The 17,253-nt window shown below is 73.2% G+C and carries 11 protein-coding genes; 8 read left to right on the top strand and 3 right to left on the bottom strand.

Annotated elements, in window-relative coordinates; genetic code table 11:
• Position 1 precedes the first annotated feature (1 nt).
• The gene (locus POL72_RS43000; protein WP_272102693.1) at positions 2 to 2,461 is read right to left on the bottom strand and encodes an MMPL family transporter; all 2,460 of its coding nucleotides are present in this window, start codon (positions 2,459 to 2,461) and stop codon (positions 2 to 4) included.
• 131 nt (positions 2,462 to 2,592) lie between these two features.
• On the opposite strand from POL72_RS43000, the gene POL72_RS42995 reads away from it, so the two are divergent.
• The gene (locus POL72_RS42995) at positions 2,593 to 3,204 is read left to right on the top strand and encodes a peptide deformylase (protein ID WP_272102692.1); all 612 of its coding nucleotides are present in this window, start codon (positions 2,593 to 2,595) and stop codon (positions 3,202 to 3,204) included.
• A gap of 51 nt (positions 3,205 to 3,255) precedes the next feature.
• Here POL72_RS42995 and POL72_RS42990 read toward each other — a convergent pair whose 3' ends face one another.
• Together POL72_RS42990 and POL72_RS42985 are read right to left on the bottom strand one after the other, a co-directional pair.
• Positions 3,256 to 4,728, bottom strand: coding sequence for a UDP-N-acetylmuramoyl-tripeptide--D-alanyl-D-alanine ligase (locus POL72_RS42990; protein WP_272102691.1), 1,473 nt, complete (start codon positions 4,726 to 4,728; stop codon positions 3,256 to 3,258).
• Between the two features lie 83 nt (positions 4,729 to 4,811).
• Positions 4,812 to 6,161, bottom strand: a complete 1,350-nt coding sequence (locus POL72_RS42985) for a hypothetical protein (RefSeq protein WP_272102690.1) — start codon at positions 6,159 to 6,161, stop codon at positions 4,812 to 4,814.
• A 559-nt stretch (positions 6,162 to 6,720) separates the two neighbouring features.
• Here POL72_RS42985 and leuS point away from each other — a divergent pair.
• The 7 genes from leuS (at position 6,721) to POL72_RS42950 (ending at position 17,000) form a co-directional block, all read left to right on the top strand.
• A complete protein-coding gene (leuS, locus tag POL72_RS42980) occupies positions 6,721 to 9,285 on the top strand; it encodes a leucine--tRNA ligase (protein ID WP_272102689.1) in 2,565 nt (854 codons plus the stop codon).
• 312 nt (positions 9,286 to 9,597) lie between these two features.
• Positions 9,598 to 10,719, top strand: coding sequence for a trypsin-like serine protease (locus tag POL72_RS42975; protein ID WP_272102688.1), 1,122 nt, complete (start codon positions 9,598 to 9,600; stop codon positions 10,717 to 10,719).
• A gap of 61 nt (positions 10,720 to 10,780) precedes the next feature.
• The gene (locus tag POL72_RS42970) at positions 10,781 to 11,395 is read left to right on the top strand and encodes a penicillin-binding protein activator LpoB (RefSeq protein ID WP_272102687.1); all 615 of its coding nucleotides are present in this window, start codon (positions 10,781 to 10,783) and stop codon (positions 11,393 to 11,395) included.
• Positions 11,395 to 12,771 carry a COG3014 family protein gene (locus POL72_RS42965; RefSeq protein WP_272102686.1) on the top strand — a complete coding sequence of 459 codons (1,377 nt, stop codon included), beginning with the start codon at positions 11,395 to 11,397 and terminating at the stop codon, positions 12,769 to 12,771. The genes POL72_RS42970 and POL72_RS42965 overlap by 1 nt, the downstream gene beginning before the upstream one ends.
• A gap of 59 nt (positions 12,772 to 12,830) precedes the next feature.
• Positions 12,831 to 13,358, top strand: coding sequence for a peptidylprolyl isomerase (locus tag POL72_RS42960; protein ID WP_272102685.1), 528 nt, complete (start codon positions 12,831 to 12,833; stop codon positions 13,356 to 13,358).
• Positions 13,359 to 13,445: 87 nt separating this feature from the next.
• Positions 13,446 to 16,109: an MGH1-like glycoside hydrolase domain-containing protein gene (locus POL72_RS42955; protein WP_272102684.1), complete on the top strand. Its 2,664-nt coding sequence runs from the start codon at positions 13,446 to 13,448 to the stop codon at positions 16,107 to 16,109.
• 63 nt (positions 16,110 to 16,172) lie between these two features.
• Positions 16,173 to 17,000, top strand: coding sequence for a ZIP family metal transporter (locus POL72_RS42950; RefSeq protein WP_272102683.1), 828 nt, complete (start codon positions 16,173 to 16,175; stop codon positions 16,998 to 17,000).
• The last annotated feature ends 253 nt before the right edge of the window (positions 17,001 to 17,253 follow it).

Raw genomic sequence — 17,253 nt, 5'->3', positions numbered from 1 at the left:
GTTACGCGCGTCCGTGGGCCCGGGGCCAGAGCCGCAGCCCCGCCGGCACCACGAGGAGCGCGACCACGAGGCCGACCGCGCTGCCCAGCGCGCCGACCCGGCCCAGGTCGCGGAGGCCGTCGAAGCCGCAGAACGCGAGCGCGGAGAAGCCCGCAGCCGTGGTCAGCGCCGTGGCGGCGATCGCCGGCCCCTCGCGGCGCAGCATCTCGCGGATCACGGCGTCGCCGCCGCCCGCCGCCTCGATCTCGCGGGCGCGGTGGAGCAGGAACATCCCCTCGTCCACCGTGATCCCGAGCAGCACCGGGATGACGAGCGCGTCGTACGCGTGCAGGGGGATGCCGAGCACCCGGATCAACAGGAGGACGAGGGAGATCTCCGAGGCGACGACGATCGCGGCCAGCGCGATGTCGCGCGCGCTGCGGAGGGAAGCCGAGAGCGCCAGCAGCACGAGCGCGCCCGCGACGAGCGCGATCCGCGGCATGTCGTGCGCGAGCGTCTCGCGCAGCGACGCCTCGAGCCGGCTGTAGCCGGTGAGCATGGCGCGCGGGTCCTCCTCGCGGAGCGCGCGCTCGATCCGCTCGACCGAGCCGGTCTCGCGGGGCCTCACGTACAGCGCGACGAGCGCCTCTCCCCCGTCCGCCCCGAGGTAGCGCGAGAGCAGGATCGACGCGGGGCCGCGCTCGAGATCGGAGAGCGCCACCTCCTGCCGGGGCGGCGCGCGCATCCCGTCGAGCACCGACGAGAAGCGCTCGGGCGCGAAGCCCGTGTCGCGGAGCGCGCGCTCGAGCTCGTCGGCCTTGCCAGGCAGATCGAGCGCGTCGCGCGCGGCGAAGCGCTCGGCCTGCGTCGGGGCGGCGGGGGCGAGCGCGGTGAGCGCGTCGACGGCCTCCACGTCGTCCTTCATCGAGGCGAGGCGCTCCGCGATCCGGTCGCCCCGCGCGCGGGCGCGCTCCTGGTCGCCGTCCGCGACGAGCACCACCCACTGCCCCCGCCGTCCGCCGAACGCCTCGAAGATCTCCTGCTGTACCTTGAGCGGCTCGAGCTCGGCTGGCCGGATCGCGACGATGGCCTCCGCGAGCGGCGGAGAGGCGCCGAGGGCGACGGCCGCGATGGGGAGCGCCGCGAGCCCCGCGAGCGCGAGCGCGCGGCCCCGGGTACGGGTGAGCCGGTAGAGGAAGTCGGGCCAGCGCGCCGGCGCCTCGATCGGCGGGGTCCCCCGCTCGAGCCACGCGCCCACGGCCGGCGTCACGAGCACGATGGCGATCGCCGTCAGGACCTCGCCCGCGGCGCACAGGAGCCCGAGCTGCCGGAGCGCGTTGATGTCCGACAGCGCGAGGGCCCCGAACGCCGCCCCCGCCGTGACGGCGGCGATGAGCACGGCGCGGGAGGTCCGCGCCCTCGCTGCGCGCCCGGCCGCCTCGGGATCGAGGCCCTCGCGCCGCGCCTCGAGCAGCGCGGCGTAGACGTGGACGCCGGTGTCGACGCCGACGCCGACGACCACCGACATGAAGGCGACGGCGATCGCGCTGAGCCCGCCCGGGAGCGCCGTGGCGAGCCCCGCGGTCCAGAGGGTCCCGAGCACGAGCGGCGGCATCACCGCGGCCAGGGCGCGCAGGCGGCGGAAGAGCAGCGCGAAGACGACGGAGGCGAGCAGCATCGAGAGCGACCCCGAGATCGCGAGATCGCGCGTGAGCATCGCCTCGGTCGCCGCGGCGATGGCGTGCCCGCCGGTGAGCCCGAGCGTGAGCCCCGGGTGCGCCGCGCGCACAGGACCGAGGACGGCGTTCGCGTCCGCGACGAACGCCCGCGCGTCGGCGCCGCGGAGCGCCTGCCCCGCCGGCTGCACCAAGACGAGGTGCACCTTGCCGTCGTCCGAAGCGAAGGCGCCGTCCGCCTGCGTGCGCACCCCGGATCCGATGTCCGCGGACTCGAAGACGAGCTGCGAGAGGCGCAGCGGGTCGGCCGCGATCGTCTCGGCCGCGGCGCCGCCGCCCGGCGCGAGCAGCATGGCGCGCGTCTCGGCGAGGCGCTCCCGCATCCCCTCGGGCGAGAGCGCGGCGGCGAGGCGCTCTCGCACGCGCGCGTCCGCGTGCCGGAACGCGACCCACGGATCGAGCGAGCGCGAGACGTCGATCCGATCGGCGGCGCGCTGCACGGTCGGGCGCGCCGCGAGGGCCCGCGCGATCTCCGCGGCCACGGCCGCGTTCTCGTCGGGGTCGTCGCCCTTGACCATCACGACGCCGAGGTCGCCGCCCCCGAACCCGCGCACGTACCGGCGCAGCGCCGCGGCGTCCCCGCGCTCCGGCAGGAGCGAGGCGACGTTCGGCTCGAGCTGTAGCCGCAGCGTCACGGCGGCGAAGGCGGCGAGCGTCAGCGCCGCGAGGGCGACGACGACGACGAGGCGGAGCGGCCGGCGGCGGGCGTCCGCGCGAGCCGAAGGAGGCGAAGGGGGTGCTGCCATGGAAACCCGGAGCCGAGCCCGGCGCCGCTCCTCTACCCTCACGCTCGCCTCGCCGCGAGGCCTCACACACGGACCATGCTCTCGAGCTCACAACGCTTGCGCTCGCGAGGGCGCCGATTCATCCCGGCAGCATGGAGCTCCCCCCGATCGTCCTCGCAGGCAGAGCCGTCCTGCGGAAGCCCGCCGCGCCCGTCCCGCCCGAAGAGATCGGGACGAAGCGGCTCAAGCACCTCGTGTCGACGATGGTCTCCGTCATGCGCAAGGCGCCCGGCGTGGGGCTGGCGGCGCCGCAGATCGGCGTCGGCCAGCAGGTGATCGTGCTCGAAGACAGCGAAGAGCTCATGGCCCGCCTCACGCCGGGCCAGCGCGCCGAGCGCGGCCGCGTGCCCTTCCCGCTCAGGGTCGTCATCAACCCGACGCTGAGGGTCCTCGCGCCGTCGCTCCCGGACGCGGCAGGCGCGGGGCGGGCGACGTTCTTCGAGGGCTGCCTGAGCGTCCCGGGTTACATGGCGCTGGTCGAGCGAGATCTGTCGGTCGAGGTGAGCGGCGTGGACGAGGACGGCAAGGAGGTCCGGTGGGAAGCGACGGGCTGGCCCGCGCGGATCCTCCAGCACGAGGTCGATCACCTCCGCGGCACGCTGTACGTCGATCGCATGGTCACGCGCTCCTTCTGCAGCAACGAGGAGGCGAAGCTCCTGCTCAGCCTGTCCGTCGCCGAGGCGCGGGCCGCGCTCGACGCGTGACCGCGGTCCGGCGCGCCGGGAGGCGAGCGCGCTCGACCGGCGGACGCGCGCTCACAGCGAGGGTGATGAGCCGTCGCCGCGCCCGGCGCTGGCGACGAGGGCTTCCACGATCCGCTCCATCCTGATCCCGCGCGAGCCCTTCACGAGCACCAGATCCCCGCGCTCGACGATCTCCTGCGCTCGGGCCGCGGCGGCGTCCGCGTCGCCAGCGAACCACGCCCGCACGCCGGCAGCCTCGGCGGCGCGCGCGATCCGCGCCGCCTCGCCACCGACGGCGATCAGCGCGGCGGGGCGGACGGCGCCGACCTGCTCGCCGAGCGCGTCGTGCTCCGCCGCCGCGAGCGCGCCGAGCTCGCGCATCTCGCCGAGCAGCAGGACCAGCCGCTTCCCGAGCGCCTCGGCCACCTCGACGGCCGTCCTGAGGGACGATCGCATCGATAGCGGGTTGGCGTTGTAGGTGTCGTCGATGACGACGGTCCCGTCCCGCAGCTCGCGGACGGACAGCCGCCCGTCCCCTGGCGGCGCGAGCCCTGCGGCGGCGCGGGTCGCCCGCTCGGTCGAGAGCGGCTCGCCGACCGCCTCTTCCACGACGGCGACGGCCGCAGCCGCCGCCAGCGCCCCCGCCTCGCCGAGCAGCGGGACGACGAGCTCCAGCGCCTCGCCTCCCCGCTCGATCCTCACCGAGGTGCCGCGCACCCCGACCGGCCGCCTCCCCGCGATCCGGATTCGCGCGCGCTCCCCGAAGCCGTAGGTGATCCGCCGCGCGGCGCCGGCGCGCTCGAGCTGCTCGACCACCTTCGCGTCGTCGCCGTTGCCGAGGGCCACGCCCTCGGCCGGCAAGGCGGCCAGCAGATCCCCTTCCTCGGCGGCGACGTCTTCCAGCGTGCCGAGCCCCTCGGTGTGCTCGACGCCGATGGACGTCAGCACGGCGAGGTCCGGCCCCGCGATCCGCGCGAGGGCCGCGACCTCGCCGCGCTGGTTCGTGCCGATCTCGACGACCGCGAAGCGATGGCGGCCCTCGAGCCCGAGCAGCGTCATCGGCAGCCCGATGGCGTTGTTCAGGTTGCCCGCCGTCGCGTGCACCTCGCCGCGGCCCACCCCCGCGAGCAGCGCCGCGATGGTCCGCGTCGTCGTCGTCTTGCCGGCCGAGCCGCCGATCGCGACGATCGCCCGCGGCCCGTCGGCGTGGGCGCCGCTCCGCCATCGCTCGCGGTGCGCTCTGGCCAGCGCCCCGAGCGCCGCGAGGCCGTCGTCCACGAGCACCGCGCCTCCTCCGGGCGGCAGGGCCACCTCGCGGGAGACGATGAACGCGGCCGCCCCGCGCTGCGCGGCAGCGTCGAGGAACCTGTGGCCATCGAAGCTCTCGCCGGTGAGCGCGACGAACGCCGCTCCGGGCGCGATCGTCCGGCTGTCGGTCGAGATGCCCCGCGCGTCCGGCCCGCTCCTCAGCACGCGCCCGCCGGTCGCGCGCGCCAGCTCGTCGAGGGAGAAGGGGGCAAGGTTGTGCGGGATCGGCGTCGCCATCGCGGGCGATCACCAGCACGGAACAGGGCGCGGGGCCAACGAATCGCCTGCGGCGCGCCCCGTCTGTGCGGCGTCGCGCCGCCTCAGCGCCGGGTCTTTTCCTTGTCGACCTCGTCGTAGATGTCGTCGCCCTTCGGCCGCGGGCGCGCGGCCGGGCGGGGCGCGGCGGGCGCGCTGGGGGCCGCTGTCACGCTCACGGTGGGCCCTGGCGACGCCTCGGTGGCCGTGGGCGGCGGCTCCTTGTAGTCGATCGCGATCGGTCCGCCGCCGCGCATGCTCTGCCACAGCGTGATCCCGACGAGCGCCAGCAAGGCCACCGCCAGGATCACGCTGAGCACGATGATGAGCGTCCTGCCCCCCTCCCGCCGCCGCGGCGTGACGGCGGCGGGTGGCTTCTGCGGTTCCGGGCGCTCCTGCACGAAGGTCGACGGGAGCGCCGGCATCTCGAGGCGCGCCGACGTGGTGGCCCACGGGCTCTCGGCCGGCGGCATGGCCGCGCCGTCCCACCCGCCTGCCGCCGGCGGCGCGCCGTGCGCCGCCGCGCCGTCCCACCCGCCGGCCCCCTGGGGCGCGCCGTGCGCCGCCGCGCCGTGCGCCGCCGCGCCGTCCCACCCGCCGGCCCCCTGGGGCGCGCCGTGCGCCGCCGCGGCGGGAGCTGCGCTCATCGCCGACGCTGGCGCAGCGGTCGATGGCGGCCCGCCCTGAGCCGACATCCCCGCGTGCAGCGAGGGCAGCGGCGTGCGCGCGGCCTCCGGCGTAGCGGGCGCGGCGGCACCGAAGCCAGGGCCCGCGAACCCGGGCGGCGCTGCCGGCGCAGGCGGCTGGCCGGCGTGCGGCGAGGGCATCGGCGCGCGTGCGGCCTCTGGCGCGGCGGGCGCGGCGGCACCGAAGCCAGGGCTCGCGAACCCGGGCGGCGCTGCCGGCGCAGGCGGCTGCGCCCCGCTCGCGCCCATCCGGTCCGTGATCGGCGCCGGCTGGAAGGCCGGCTGGCTCGGAGGCGCCGGATCCGACTGCGGCGGCGCCGAGATGAACGGGAGCGCGTTCGGAGAAAAGACGCCGCTGGCCGAGAGCACGTCCTGCTGCGAGACGAGCCCGGGCGGAAGGGTCCCTCCGCGCGCCGAGACGCTCGCGGTGGGCGGCTGGGTGTACCCGGCGGGAGCTGGCCCCGAGAACGCGGGCGCCGACAATGCCGGCCCCGAATACGCGGGCGCCGACGGCATCGGCCTCGAGAACGCGGGCGGGCTCTGTTGCTGTAGATGAGGGCTCAGCGCGTACTGCGCGGCGAGCGGGCGCAGGGCGCCGGGCGCCATCAGCGGCGGCACGGGCAGCGGCCGGAAAGGGCTCCCCGAGCCGTGCGCCGACGGGAGCGGCCGGCCTGGCTGCGCCGTCCTCTCACTCTCGGGGGCTCCCCATGGAACGTGTTTGTCGGTCATCCGCGCGCCTCGGAGGGACCGCCCACGCGACCCCTCCGCCTCACACTGAAGCGGAACAGCGCTCTCAATCTACCCCCAAGTCTCGGCGTGCGGCCATTCTTCTGACGCGTCGCCCCGTCCCCGCGAGGCGCTGCCGCTCGTCAGCGCTGACGCCACGCGCGCCTCACGGGACGACACCGCCCGTCGCGGACGCAGGACAGCGACGCCAGGGGTGCGCGCCTCCGGTCGGCTCGGTGAAGAGCGAGCTCGTCCCGCCGCCGAGGCGCTCACGAGGCGCGCGCTCCTCCGCCAGCGCCAGCGGCGCGCAGGGGCACGCACGCCGCTCCGGCGCGCGGGTGGCTCCGGAGCGCGCGGGTGGCTCCGGAGCGCGCGGCGGAGCGCGCGGTCGGCCCTCTCGGGCGCGGGCGTCTCCGACGGCAGAGCTCGGACCGAGGCGCTGTCCACGCTTCTCGGGAACTCTCGACATGGCCGCGGCGCGCCGCGGACGGGCATGCCGCTCCCGCCGGGGCGCAGGCTTCTGCCGCCGCGGGGCGGCTGTCGACCGCGGCAGCGCAGTGCTATGGCACGTCGCGATATGGCCGCCGAGACGATGGACCCCCGCGCCTCCACCGAACCTTCTCCCAACGAGCCGCGTGAGCCCGCGCGCTACGATCATGCCGCCGTCGAGCCGCGCTGGCAGCGCGCGTGGGAGGAAGGCGAGACGTTCCGCGCCGTCCGCAGCGCGGACCCCGCCCGCGCGAAGCGCTACGTGCTCGACATGTTCCCCTATCCGTCGGGGGCGGGGCTGCACGTCGGCCACCCCGAGGGGTACACGGCGACCGACATCATGTCCCGCTACTTCCGCATGCGCGGGATCGACGTGCTGCACGTCATGGGCTGGGACGCCTTCGGGCTGCCGGCGGAGCAGCACGCGCTCGAGACCGGCACGCACCCGGCCGACACGACGGCGCGGAACATCGCGACCTTCAAGCGCCAGCTCAAGATGCTGGGCTTCAGCTACGACTGGTCGCGAGAGCTCTCCACGACCGATCCGCGCTACGTGCGCTGGACGCAGTGGATCTTCCTCCAGCTCTTCAAGAACGGGCTCGCGTACCAGGATGAGGTGAGCGTCAACTGGTGCCCGGCGCTCGGGACCGTCCTTGCGAACGAGGAGGTGATCGACGGCAAGAGCGAGCGCGGCTCGCACCCGGTCTACCGGACGCCGCTCAGGCAATGGATGCTCCGCATCACCGCCTACGCCGACCGCCTGGCGGAGGATCTCCGCCTCCTCGACTGGCCTGAAGGGACGGTGGCGATGCAGCGCTCCTGGATCGGCCGCTCGGAGGGGGCGCTCATCACGTTCGAGGTCAAGGGATGGGGCAAGGGCTCGCTGAGCGTGTTCACGACCCGCCCCGACACGCTGATGGGCGTCACCTACGTCGTGCTCGCGCCCGAGCACCCGCTCACGACATGGCTCACGAGCGCCGAGAGCGGCGCGTCCGAGCAGCGCCGCGAGGCGGTGCGCGCGTACGTCGCGGCCGCGGCGGGCAAGAGCGATCGCGAGCGGCTCGCCGCGGCGGCGAGGGAGAAGACCGGCGTCGACACCGGCCTCGTCGCCGTCCACCCCATCACGGGCGTGGAGGTGCCGATCTGGGTCGCCGACTACGTGCTCGGCGGCTACGGCACCGGCGCCGTGATGGCGGTGCCAGGGCACGACGAGCGCGACTTCTCCTTCGCCCGCACCTACGGGCTGCCCATCGTCGAGGTCGTGAGCCCCGACGGCACCCTGCACGACCAGCTCGAGGCCGCCTACGTCGACCCAGGCGTCGCGGTCCGGAGCGGCGAGTTCGACGGGCTCGCGACGGAGGAGTGCAAGCGCGCGGTCATCGCGCGCCTCGAGGCGCTCGGGCGAGGCAAGCGCGAGGTGAACTACAAGCTGCGCGACTGGGTCTTCTCGCGCCAGCGCTACTGGGGCGAGCCGATCCCGATCTACTTCCCCGTCGAGCTCGCCGATCCTCAGGGCGATCCCAGGAAGGGCGCCGCGCACACGATCCGCTACGATCAGCCGATCGCGGTCGACGAGGCCAGCCTCCCGATCGAGCTGCCGCCGCTCGCCGACTTCCGCCCTGGCAACGACCCTGCGGGCCCGCTGGCGCGCGCCGTCGACTGGCGCTTCTTTCAGCAGGACGGCAAGTGGTACGCGCGCGAGACGAACACGATGCCGCAGTGGGCGGGCTCGTGCTGGTACTACCTTCGCTTCCTCGATCCGCAGAACGACGCGGAGCCGTTCTCGCAGGCCGCGTATGACGCGTGGATGCCCGTCGACCTCTACGTCGGCGGCGCGGAGCACGGCGTGCTGCACCTCCTCTACGCGCGCTTCTGGCACAAGGCGCTCTACGACCTCGGCCATGTGAAGCACCCCGAGCCCTTCGCGAAGCTCGTCCACCAGGGGATGATCCTCGGCGAGGACAACGAGAAGATGTCGAAGTCGCGGGGCAACGTGATCAACCCCGACGACATCGTGCGGGTCCACGGCGCCGACGTGCTGCGGCTGTACGAGATGTTCATGGGCCCGCTCGAGGCGGTGAAGCCGTGGCAATCGGCGCAGATCCAGGGGGTGGTCCGGTTCCGGGACCGCGTGTTCGCGACCTGCACGCGGCCGCTCTCGGACGCGATGGACGACGCGACGAGCCGGCAGCTCCACAGGACGATCAAGAAGGTGACCGGCGACGTCGAGGCGATGGCGTTCAACACCGCCATCTCCGCGATGATGGTCTTCGTGAATCACCTGAGCTCGCTGCCTTCGCCGCCGCGCGAGGCGGTCCTCCGGCTGATCCTCCTCGTCTCCCCCTTCGCGCCGCACCTCGCGGAGGAGCTGTGGCGGCTCACCGGCCACGAGCGCTCGCTCAGCTATGAGCCATGGCCCACGTACGACGAGGCCTTCTGCGTCGACGACGTCCTGGAGATCCCGGTGCAGGTGAACGGCAAGGTCCGCGGTCGCGTGATGCTGGCGAAGGCGGCATCGGAGGAAGAGGCACGAGCCGCCGCGCTCGGCCTGGAGAGCGTTGCCGCCCTCGCCGCGGGCAAGCAGCTGAAGAAGTTCATCTACGTCGCGGGGAAGATCGTGAACATCGTGGTCGGCTGACGCTCGGGCGCCGCCGGGAGAGGGCGAGCGCTCGCAGCGCCGCGACGTCGCGAACGGACGCGCGCGACACCAGCGCGAGGGAGGTGTTCCCGGAGCGCGAGGCCGCGCGCCCGCGCCGCCTCCTCACCGAAGCCTTGCGCTCGGTTGACGACAGGGTCGGGCGCTCGGCTGTACATGAGCCCGACCGGCGCGCTGACCGCATCCCGCACCACAGCGCAGCGGCGTGGCTCCGCCGGCGGTCGAGCCTCCTCGGAAGCAACCCTCTCCTCCCTCGGGGAGCGCGGCGGTGCACAGCCCAGGCTGGCAGGTGCCGTGCAATGGCGGCTGGCCGTGTGCCGGAACAGCACCGCATGGCGTACCCGAGCTGGATGCCTCCTCGCCGCCGCGCTGGCGGGCTGCGCTGGAGACGCGGACGAAGCTGACCTGCACGAGGAGGACGCGGCCGAGGCCGCGCTGGAGATCAAGGGAGGTTATCCAGACGCTGGAGATCGCGCGATCGCCGGGCTCCTCATCACCGATCGCCGAGGGCGCGTCGCGCGGACCTGCTCGAGCACCGTGATCGCGCCCAACCTGGTGCTCACCGCGCAGCACTGCATCGCGGAGGCTCCCAAGCTCATTGCCTGCAAGACGGCGACGTTCGGTGAGCCGGTCGATGCCTCGCAGGTCTACGCCACGCTCGGCGGGGCCCTGTGGGCTGCGGACACGCCGTGGATCGGCGCGCGCGCGCTGCTCAGCCCGCCCGACGGCAACGCCGTCTGCGGGCGCGACATCGCGCTCGTCGTGCTGTCTTCCCCGCTCGGCGGCAGCGAGGTCACGCCGCTCGCGCCTCGCCTTGAGCGGCCGCCCGAGGAGAGCGAGGTCTACTCGGCGGTGGGCTTCGGCGACACGGAGGGCAGATCGCGCGGCGGCGGCGTCCGCAGGCGCCGCGATGGGCTCCACGTCGAGTGCGTGGGGTACGGGTGTGGAACGCAGGAGCGCGTCACAGGAGGCGAGTGGCGCGGCGAGAACGGCATCTGCAGCGGCGACTCGGGCGGACCAGCGCTCGACGTGGCGGGGCGGATCATCGGCGTGACGTCGCGCGGGCCAGCCGGCTGCGCCGACCCCATCTATGGTGGGCTGATCGCCCATCGCGACTGGATCGTCACCGAGGCGAGGCGCGCCGCTGACGTCGGCGACTACGACCCGCCCTGGTGGGCGACGGCGTCGGACTCCGCGGAGCGCTTGCCCTCGCGCCGGCCGCTCGACGAGCGCTGGCTCTCGTGCGCGTACGGCCCCGTCGTCGGCGACGACAGCGGGGCCCCAGCGGCGCGCGCGCTGCTCGCGCTGCTCGCGCTGCTCGCGCTGAGGCGAGCCAGGACGTCGGCGCTGCTGACATGCCGCGCGCGGCGTGCACGCGGCGCGCGCGCGGCGTCGCAGAGCACGATTTCCGCCTGATCGAAGCTCCAGCGCACACCTCGCCTGCTAGGATGCGGGCGTCCTGCCCTGCGGAGTGTCCATGCCCATTTCGCCCATCATCCGTCCGGCCGCGCTGCTCGCGGCGCTCACGCTCGCCGCGCTTTCCATCGGCTGCGGCCCCACCTACGTGCGCGGCAATCAGGTCGAGGGGCTCGACGACGCGGCGATGAGCACGGGGATCGACAGGCGCGACATCGAGCAGCTCCTCCACGAGAACCTGACGTCGCTGATGGCCTCTCCGGTGGCCAAGGCGTGGGCGCACGACGGCTCGCGGCCCACGCTCGCCATCTATCCGCTGTCGAACCAGACGAGCGAGCACATCGACAGCCAGCTTCAGGCGCTCCTCTCCGATGTCGAGACGTACCTGGCTCAGGCGAGCCTCGTCACCGTGGTCAGCGTCGAGCGCCAGCAGCAGATGGTCGCGGAGGTCGAGAAGCAGCACGGCGGCGGGTTCGATCCGAGCCACATCGCCGAGTACAACCGCCAGCTCGGCGCGAAGTACTACCTCACCGGCAAGGTCTTCACCGCCGATGAGCGCACCGAGGACGAGCGCCGCGTCCAGTACTTCATGTTCATGCAGCTCATCGAGGTCGCCACGAGCGCGGTGGCCTGGCAGAACAGGGCGGCCTTCACCAAGGCGCTCATCCAGGAGTGATGCGCCGGCGGCACGCGGGCCTCGCGGGGCGCAAGCGTGCGGCCCTGGCTCCTCTCGCGCTGCTCCTCGGCCTCTGGCAGGCCGCCTGCGGCGGACATGAAGATCGCGTGCGCACCGCGCTCCAGGCGCTCGATCGCGGCGCTCCCGCCGAGGCGGTGGCCGCGCTGAACGAGCAGCTCGAGGTCGAGACCGCGGCCCAGCTCCCGGCGCTCCGGGGCGACAACGCGCTCCTCCTGCTCGACCGCGGCAACATCCTCCTCAGCATGGACAGCTACCGGCTGTCCGCGCGCGATCTCGGCGCCGCGGACAAGTCGATCGACCTGCTCGACATGTCCCGCGGGGCCGCCCACGATCTCGGCAAATACCTCTTCTCGGACGACGTGGGCCCGTACAAGGCGCCCGCCTACGAGAAGCTGCTCATCAACACGATCAACATGATGAACTACCTGGCCCAGCGCGACCTCAGCGGGGCCAGGGTCGAGGCTCGCCGCCTCGCGGTCATGCAGAGATACCTGCGCGATCACGAGGGCGAGACGGCGCTCCTCGGCCTCGGCAGCTACCTCGCCGGCCTCGCCTTCGAGAAGAGCAGCCAGACTGACGAGGCGCTCCTCCACTACGACGACGCCCTCCGCCACGGGTCGTATCCGTCGCTCCGCCGCCCGCTCCGCGCGCTCACGCGCGGCGAGCCGAGATCGCCCCGCATCGCCGCGTTGATCGAGGGTGAGGCCCCGCCGCCGCCCCTCGACGAGACCGGCGAGGCCGAGCTCATCGTCGTCGTCGGGTTCGGGCGCGTCCCGCAGAAGGTGCCGCAGCGCCTCCCGATCGGCCTCGCGCTCACGCTCGTCGCCAACGACCTCAGCCCGACGGATCGCGCGCGGGCGAGCGAGCTCGCGGCGAAGGGGCTCGTGACCTGGGTCAACTACCCGACGCTCGCGCGCGGCAAGGGCGGCTATTCGATTCCGACGCTGAAGCTGGATGGGCGCTCGCAGCCGATGGAGCAGGCGCTCGACGTCGAGGCGCAGGTGCGCGCGGCCTGGAAGAAGAACGAGGGGACCGTCATCCTGTCGGCCATCACGAGGACCCTCGCCCGCATCGCGGCCGGCGAGGCCGCGCAGGGCGCCACCGAGGCTGCTGCGGAGGACTCCGGGCCGCTGGGCCTGCTCGTCGGCCTGCTGACGAGCGCGACGCTGACCGCGCTCGACACGCCGGACACGCGCGGATGGTCGACGCTCCCCGCGCGCATCGCGATCGCGCGGACCCGCGTCCGCGCGGGCACGCACGACGTGGTCGTCGGCGTCCGCGGCGAGTCGCGGCGCGCCCGGGTGAGCGTGGCCGCCGGCGGGTGGGCCTTCGTCCCGGTGATGGTGCTCCGCTGAGCGACGCGCGCGGACGCGAGGGTTGCGGGCGCACCCCTCCCGCGGCAGTCTCCGCGCCGATGCGTAGCCCTCCTCTCCGCGCCGTGCTGGTCCACGCGCTCTCGGCGTGCTCTCCCCTCGCGCTCCTCTGCGCGACCGCCTGCGGGACGCTCGCCACCTCGCCCTCCTGGGTCGGCGGCGGCCTCGCGGTCTCCGCGCCGATCCGGGCAGCCGAGGAGGACGCCGCGATCGAGCGGGAGCGCGCCGTGATCGCGAGTCAGCCCAAGCAGATCGGCGCGCGGCATCTCCTCGTCATGCACGAGGGCTCGAAGAGCAAGCCCGAGGGCCTCCGCCGTACGCGCGCCGAGGCGCACGCGCGCGCGCAGGAGGCGCTCCTCAAGATCCGCGGCGGGGCGAGCTTCGAGGAGGTGGTCGCGGAGTACAGCGACGAGCCGGGCGCCGCCGAGCGCGGCGGGGATCTCGGGGTGTTCGAGCGCGGCATGATGGTGAAGGGCTTCTCCGACGCCGCCTTCGCGTTGAAGATCGGCGAGGTGAGCGAGATCGTCGAGACGCCGTTCGGCTTCCACATCATCAAGCGCACCGAGTAGCGCCCGCTCCAGCGCTCCAGCGCTCCAGCTCACCGCGCGCCGGCCGCGGGCTCGACGCCTCGGCCTTCGTCGCCTAGCGTGGCGCGCATGACGAGGACCGTCCGCGCTGCGCCGACCGCTGAGCACCGCCGCCTCGAGGAAGAGCGCGAGCGCCTCCTGCGCTGGAAGCACTGGGGCCCCTACCTCTCCGAGCGGGCCTGGGGGACGGTGCGCGAGGACTACAGCGCGAACGGGGACGCGTGGGCGCACTTCCCTCACGACCATGCCCGGAGCCGCGCCTATCGCTGGAACGAGGACGGGCTCGGCGGCATCTGCGACCGACACCAGATCTTGTGTCTCGCCGTCGCCGTCTGGAACGAGCGGGATCCGATCCTGAAGGAGCGGGCCTTCGGCCTGACCGGGCCGGAGGGCAACCACGGCGAGGACGTCAAGGAGATCTACTACTACGAAGACGCGACGCCGACCTCCAGCTACCTGCGTTACCTCTACCGGTACCCGCAGCGGCCGTTCCCCTACGAGGCGCTCGTCGCCGCCGCGCGCGACCGCGGCCTCTCGGAGGGTGAGGTCGATCTCCCCGATCTCGGCGCCTTCGACGGGGATCGTTACTTCGACGTCTTCGTCGAGTACGCGAAGCGGAGCCCGAGCGACATCCTGATGGTCATCACCGTGGTGAACCGCGGCCCGGAGGCCGCGCCGATCCACGTGCTCCCGCACCTCTGGTTCCGCAACACGTGGTCCTGGAGCGAGCCTCCGGGTCCGGTCCCGGAGATCCGGGCCATGGAGACCGACCCCGGCCATGTGATGCTGCGCGCGGCGCACCCCGAGCACGGCGCGCATCACCTGTACATCGAGGGCAGCCCGGAGCTGCTCTTCACCAACAACGAGACGAACCGCGAGCGGCTCTATGGCGCCCCTTCGCGGACACCGTACGTCAAGGACGCGTTCCATCACCGGGTCGTCCACGGCGACGAGGCGCGGGTGAACGCCGAGCGCCGCGGCACGAAGGCGGCGAGCTGGCATCGCCTCGAGGTGCCGGCCGGCGAGAGCCGGCGGATCCTGCTCCGGCTCGCGCCCGAGCCGGTGGAGTGCCCCTTCGACGGCGCGGACGAGCTCCTCGAAGCGCGGCGCAGGGAAGCGGACGAGTACTATCTCGCCGTCCAGGGCCCTGCCCTGTCCGACGATCGCCGCGCGATCCAGCGTCAGGCAGCGGCGGGGCTGTTCTGGACGATGCAGTTCTACCACTACGACGTCGACACCTGGCTCCGCGGCGACGCGTACGCGCCGCCGCCCGAGCGGTTGAGCGGCCGAAACGCCCACTGGCGGCACGTCTCCGTCGCCGATGTCCTCTCGATGCCCGACGCGTGGGAGTACCCCTGGTTCGCGGCCTGGGATCTCGCCTTCCACGCGGTCGCGCTGGCCTCGCTCGACATCGATCTCGCGAAGGCCCAGCTGAAGATGATGGTCAAGGAGTGGTACCAGCACCCGAACGGGCAGCTGCCTGCCTACGAGTGGGAGTTCTCGGATCTGAACCCCCCCGTGCATGCCTGGGCGACCTACCAGATCTACAAGATCGAGCGGAAGCAGCGGGGCGAGGGCGATCGGGTGTTCCTGGAGCGGGTGTTCCACAAGCTCCTCATCAACTTCGCCTGGTGGGTCAACAAGCGCGACGCCGAGGGGCACAACGTCTTCGAGGGCGGGTTCCTCGGCCTCGACAACATCTCGCTCTTCGATCGCAGCGAGCGGCTCGCCCCTGGGATGCGCCTGGAGCAGGCGGACGCCACGGCGTGGATGGCGATGTACTGCCTCGACCTCATGCGCATCGCGCTGGAGCTCGCGCTCGACAACTCCGCGTACGAGGATCTCGCCAGCAAGTTCTTCGAGCACTTCCTGCGGATCGCGCACGCGCTCCACCACACGGCGGACGGCCGGCTGCCGCTCTGGTCCGAGGAGGACGGCTTCTACTTCGACATCCTCTTTGCCGGAGGGAAGCCGCGGCACGTCAAGATCCGATCGGCCGTCGGCCTCATCCCGCTCTGCGCGGTGCACGTCATCACACCGGAGATCTACGGCAAGCTCGCGAACTTCCGGCGCCGGACCGAGTGGTTCCTCGGCAGAAACCCCGCCCTGGCCGAGGCGATCACCGTACGTCCAGACGGCCGCCAGGTGCTCTCCGCCATGCCGCCGGGGCGCCTCGAGCGGGTGCTCGCGCACCTGTTCGACGAGGACAAGTTCCTCTCGCCGTTCGGCCCGCGCTCGCTCTCCAAGGAGCACGCGGCCGCGCCCGTCTCGCTCGGGCTCGAGCCCTGCGATGCGCAGTACAAGGTCGACTACGAGCCGGGCGAGTCGATCACGCGCATGAAGGGCGGCAACTCCAACTGGCGCGGCCCGATCTGGTTCCCGCTCGGCTATTTGCTCTACCGCTCGCTCCTCCGGCTCGACCACGGCTTCGGGGACGTGCTCACGATCCCGTCGCTCGGCGGCCACGGCCCTCGCACGCTCCGCGACGGAGCGCACGAGATCGCGCGCCGGCTGATCGCGATCTTCGAGCGTGACCGCGAGGGGCGCCGCCCTGTCTACGGCGAGCACCCCCTCTTCCAGCGTGATCCTCGATTCCGAGATCGCCTGTTCTTCTTCGAGTACTTCCACGGCGACACCGGCGCTGGGCTCGGTGCCTCACACCAGACCGGCTGGACTGCCCTCGTGGGCGACCTGATCCTACGCACGGAACGGCACACCCCCCCACGTTCGTAGCGCACCCCACAGAGCGTTCGGCTCATCACCGGTTCGAGCCGGATCCGTGCTAGGAGGGCGCCTGTGTCGCTGGCGTTCGGCGTCTCGCTCCTCGCGTTGGCCGTCGTGCTGGGCGGCATTGCGGCGGTGTTCCGTCACCGGAGTGAGGGCGCGATGTCTGCGTTGCGGACGTTCGCCCTCGTCGGTGCGGCGTCGATCGCGCTGCTTCATCTGCTCCCGGAGGCGATCGGCGAGATCGGCTGGCTCGCGTTGTTCGCCGCGGTGGCTGGCTTCCTCGCGCCGGCGGTGCTGGAGCGCCTCGTGCTCGGGGACGCTGGGGGTCACCAGACGCCGACGACGGCGCTCGCGATGGGGTATGCCGCGGTGCTCGCGCACCAGTTCGGCGAGGGCGCGGCAGTGGCGTCGCTCTCACGCGTTGGACAGCTCTCGCTCCCTGTCGTGCTCGTGATCGCTGCGCACACGGTGCCGCTCGCCATGGTGGTGGCCATTCAGGTCCTCGAGGTGAGAGCCGATGCAGGCGGCAAGCGCGCCATGAGCGCTGCGCTCGCGGGCATTGCGCTCGCCACGGTGGTTGGCGCCTTCGCGACGCGGCTTGTCGACGTGGAGCACTTCGAGGCGATCGAGCCCTGGTTGCTCTCCGCGGTGGCGGGCCTCCTCTTGCACGCGCTCTCCCACGAGGCGGTCGCCAGCGGCCCAGCGACATCCGTGAGCCGCGCCGGCGAAGCCATGGGCGGCCTGCTCGGCCTCTTCCTGGCCACGATCGGGATCGACGAGGAGGAATGGGTGCAAAAGATCCCGTTCGCTCTCCAGATCGCCGCCCTGTCCGTCCTCGCGGGCCTCATCCTCCTGCGCAGCTACGGCCCGAGGCGAGCCACCGAGCGCCCGCACTGACGGCCCTCGCGGCACATACATCCCGACGCCGCCGCAACGAAGCCGTCCTGACGAACCGTAGGCCCCCGGCGAAAATGGCCGTCGGGCAGCGTGGCGAGGGCTGATCTGAGCCTGCTCCCAACGAAGCCGTCCTGACGAACCGTAAGCTCCCGGCGAGGGTGCTCGCCGGGCGGCGTGGCGAGGGCTGACGTCTGAGCCCGATCGGCGTTCTGTCGCCGGCGTGCACAGCGCGCCGGAGACAGAACGTCCCAGG

The sequence above is a fragment of the Sorangium aterium genome, assembly GCF_028368935.1.
GTDB classification, from domain to species: domain Bacteria; phylum Myxococcota_A; class Polyangia; order Polyangiales; family Polyangiaceae; genus Sorangium; species Sorangium atrum.
The sequence above is the reverse complement of the archived record's forward strand: the minus strand, read 5'-3'. Positions and strand labels throughout refer to the sequence as shown.

What these genes read in the sequence shown, in the direction of transcription:
- POL72_RS42985 (WP_272102690.1), bottom strand. Translation starts at nt 6,161, where the DNA reads ATGACCGACAAACACGTTCCATGGGGAGCCCCCGAGAGTGAGAGGACG.
- POL72_RS42965 (WP_272102686.1), top strand. Translation starts at nt 11,395, where the DNA reads ATGCGCCGGCGGCACGCGGGCCTCGCGGGGCGCAAGCGTGCGGCCCTG.
- POL72_RS42970 (WP_272102687.1), top strand. Translation starts at nt 10,781, where the DNA reads ATGCCCATTTCGCCCATCATCCGTCCGGCCGCGCTGCTCGCGGCGCTC.
- leuS (WP_272102689.1), top strand. Translation starts at nt 6,721, where the DNA reads ATGGCACGTCGCGATATGGCCGCCGAGACGATGGACCCCCGCGCCTCC.
- POL72_RS43000 (WP_272102693.1), bottom strand. Translation starts at nt 2,461, where the DNA reads ATGGCAGCACCCCCTTCGCCTCCTTCGGCTCGCGCGGACGCCCGCCGC.
- POL72_RS42990 (WP_272102691.1), bottom strand. Translation starts at nt 4,728, where the DNA reads ATGGCGACGCCGATCCCGCACAACCTTGCCCCCTTCTCCCTCGACGAG.
- POL72_RS42960 (WP_272102685.1), top strand. Translation starts at nt 12,831, where the DNA reads ATGCGTAGCCCTCCTCTCCGCGCCGTGCTGGTCCACGCGCTCTCGGCG.
- POL72_RS42995 (WP_272102692.1), top strand. Translation starts at nt 2,593, where the DNA reads ATGGAGCTCCCCCCGATCGTCCTCGCAGGCAGAGCCGTCCTGCGGAAG.
- POL72_RS42955 (WP_272102684.1), top strand. Translation starts at nt 13,446, where the DNA reads ATGACGAGGACCGTCCGCGCTGCGCCGACCGCTGAGCACCGCCGCCTC.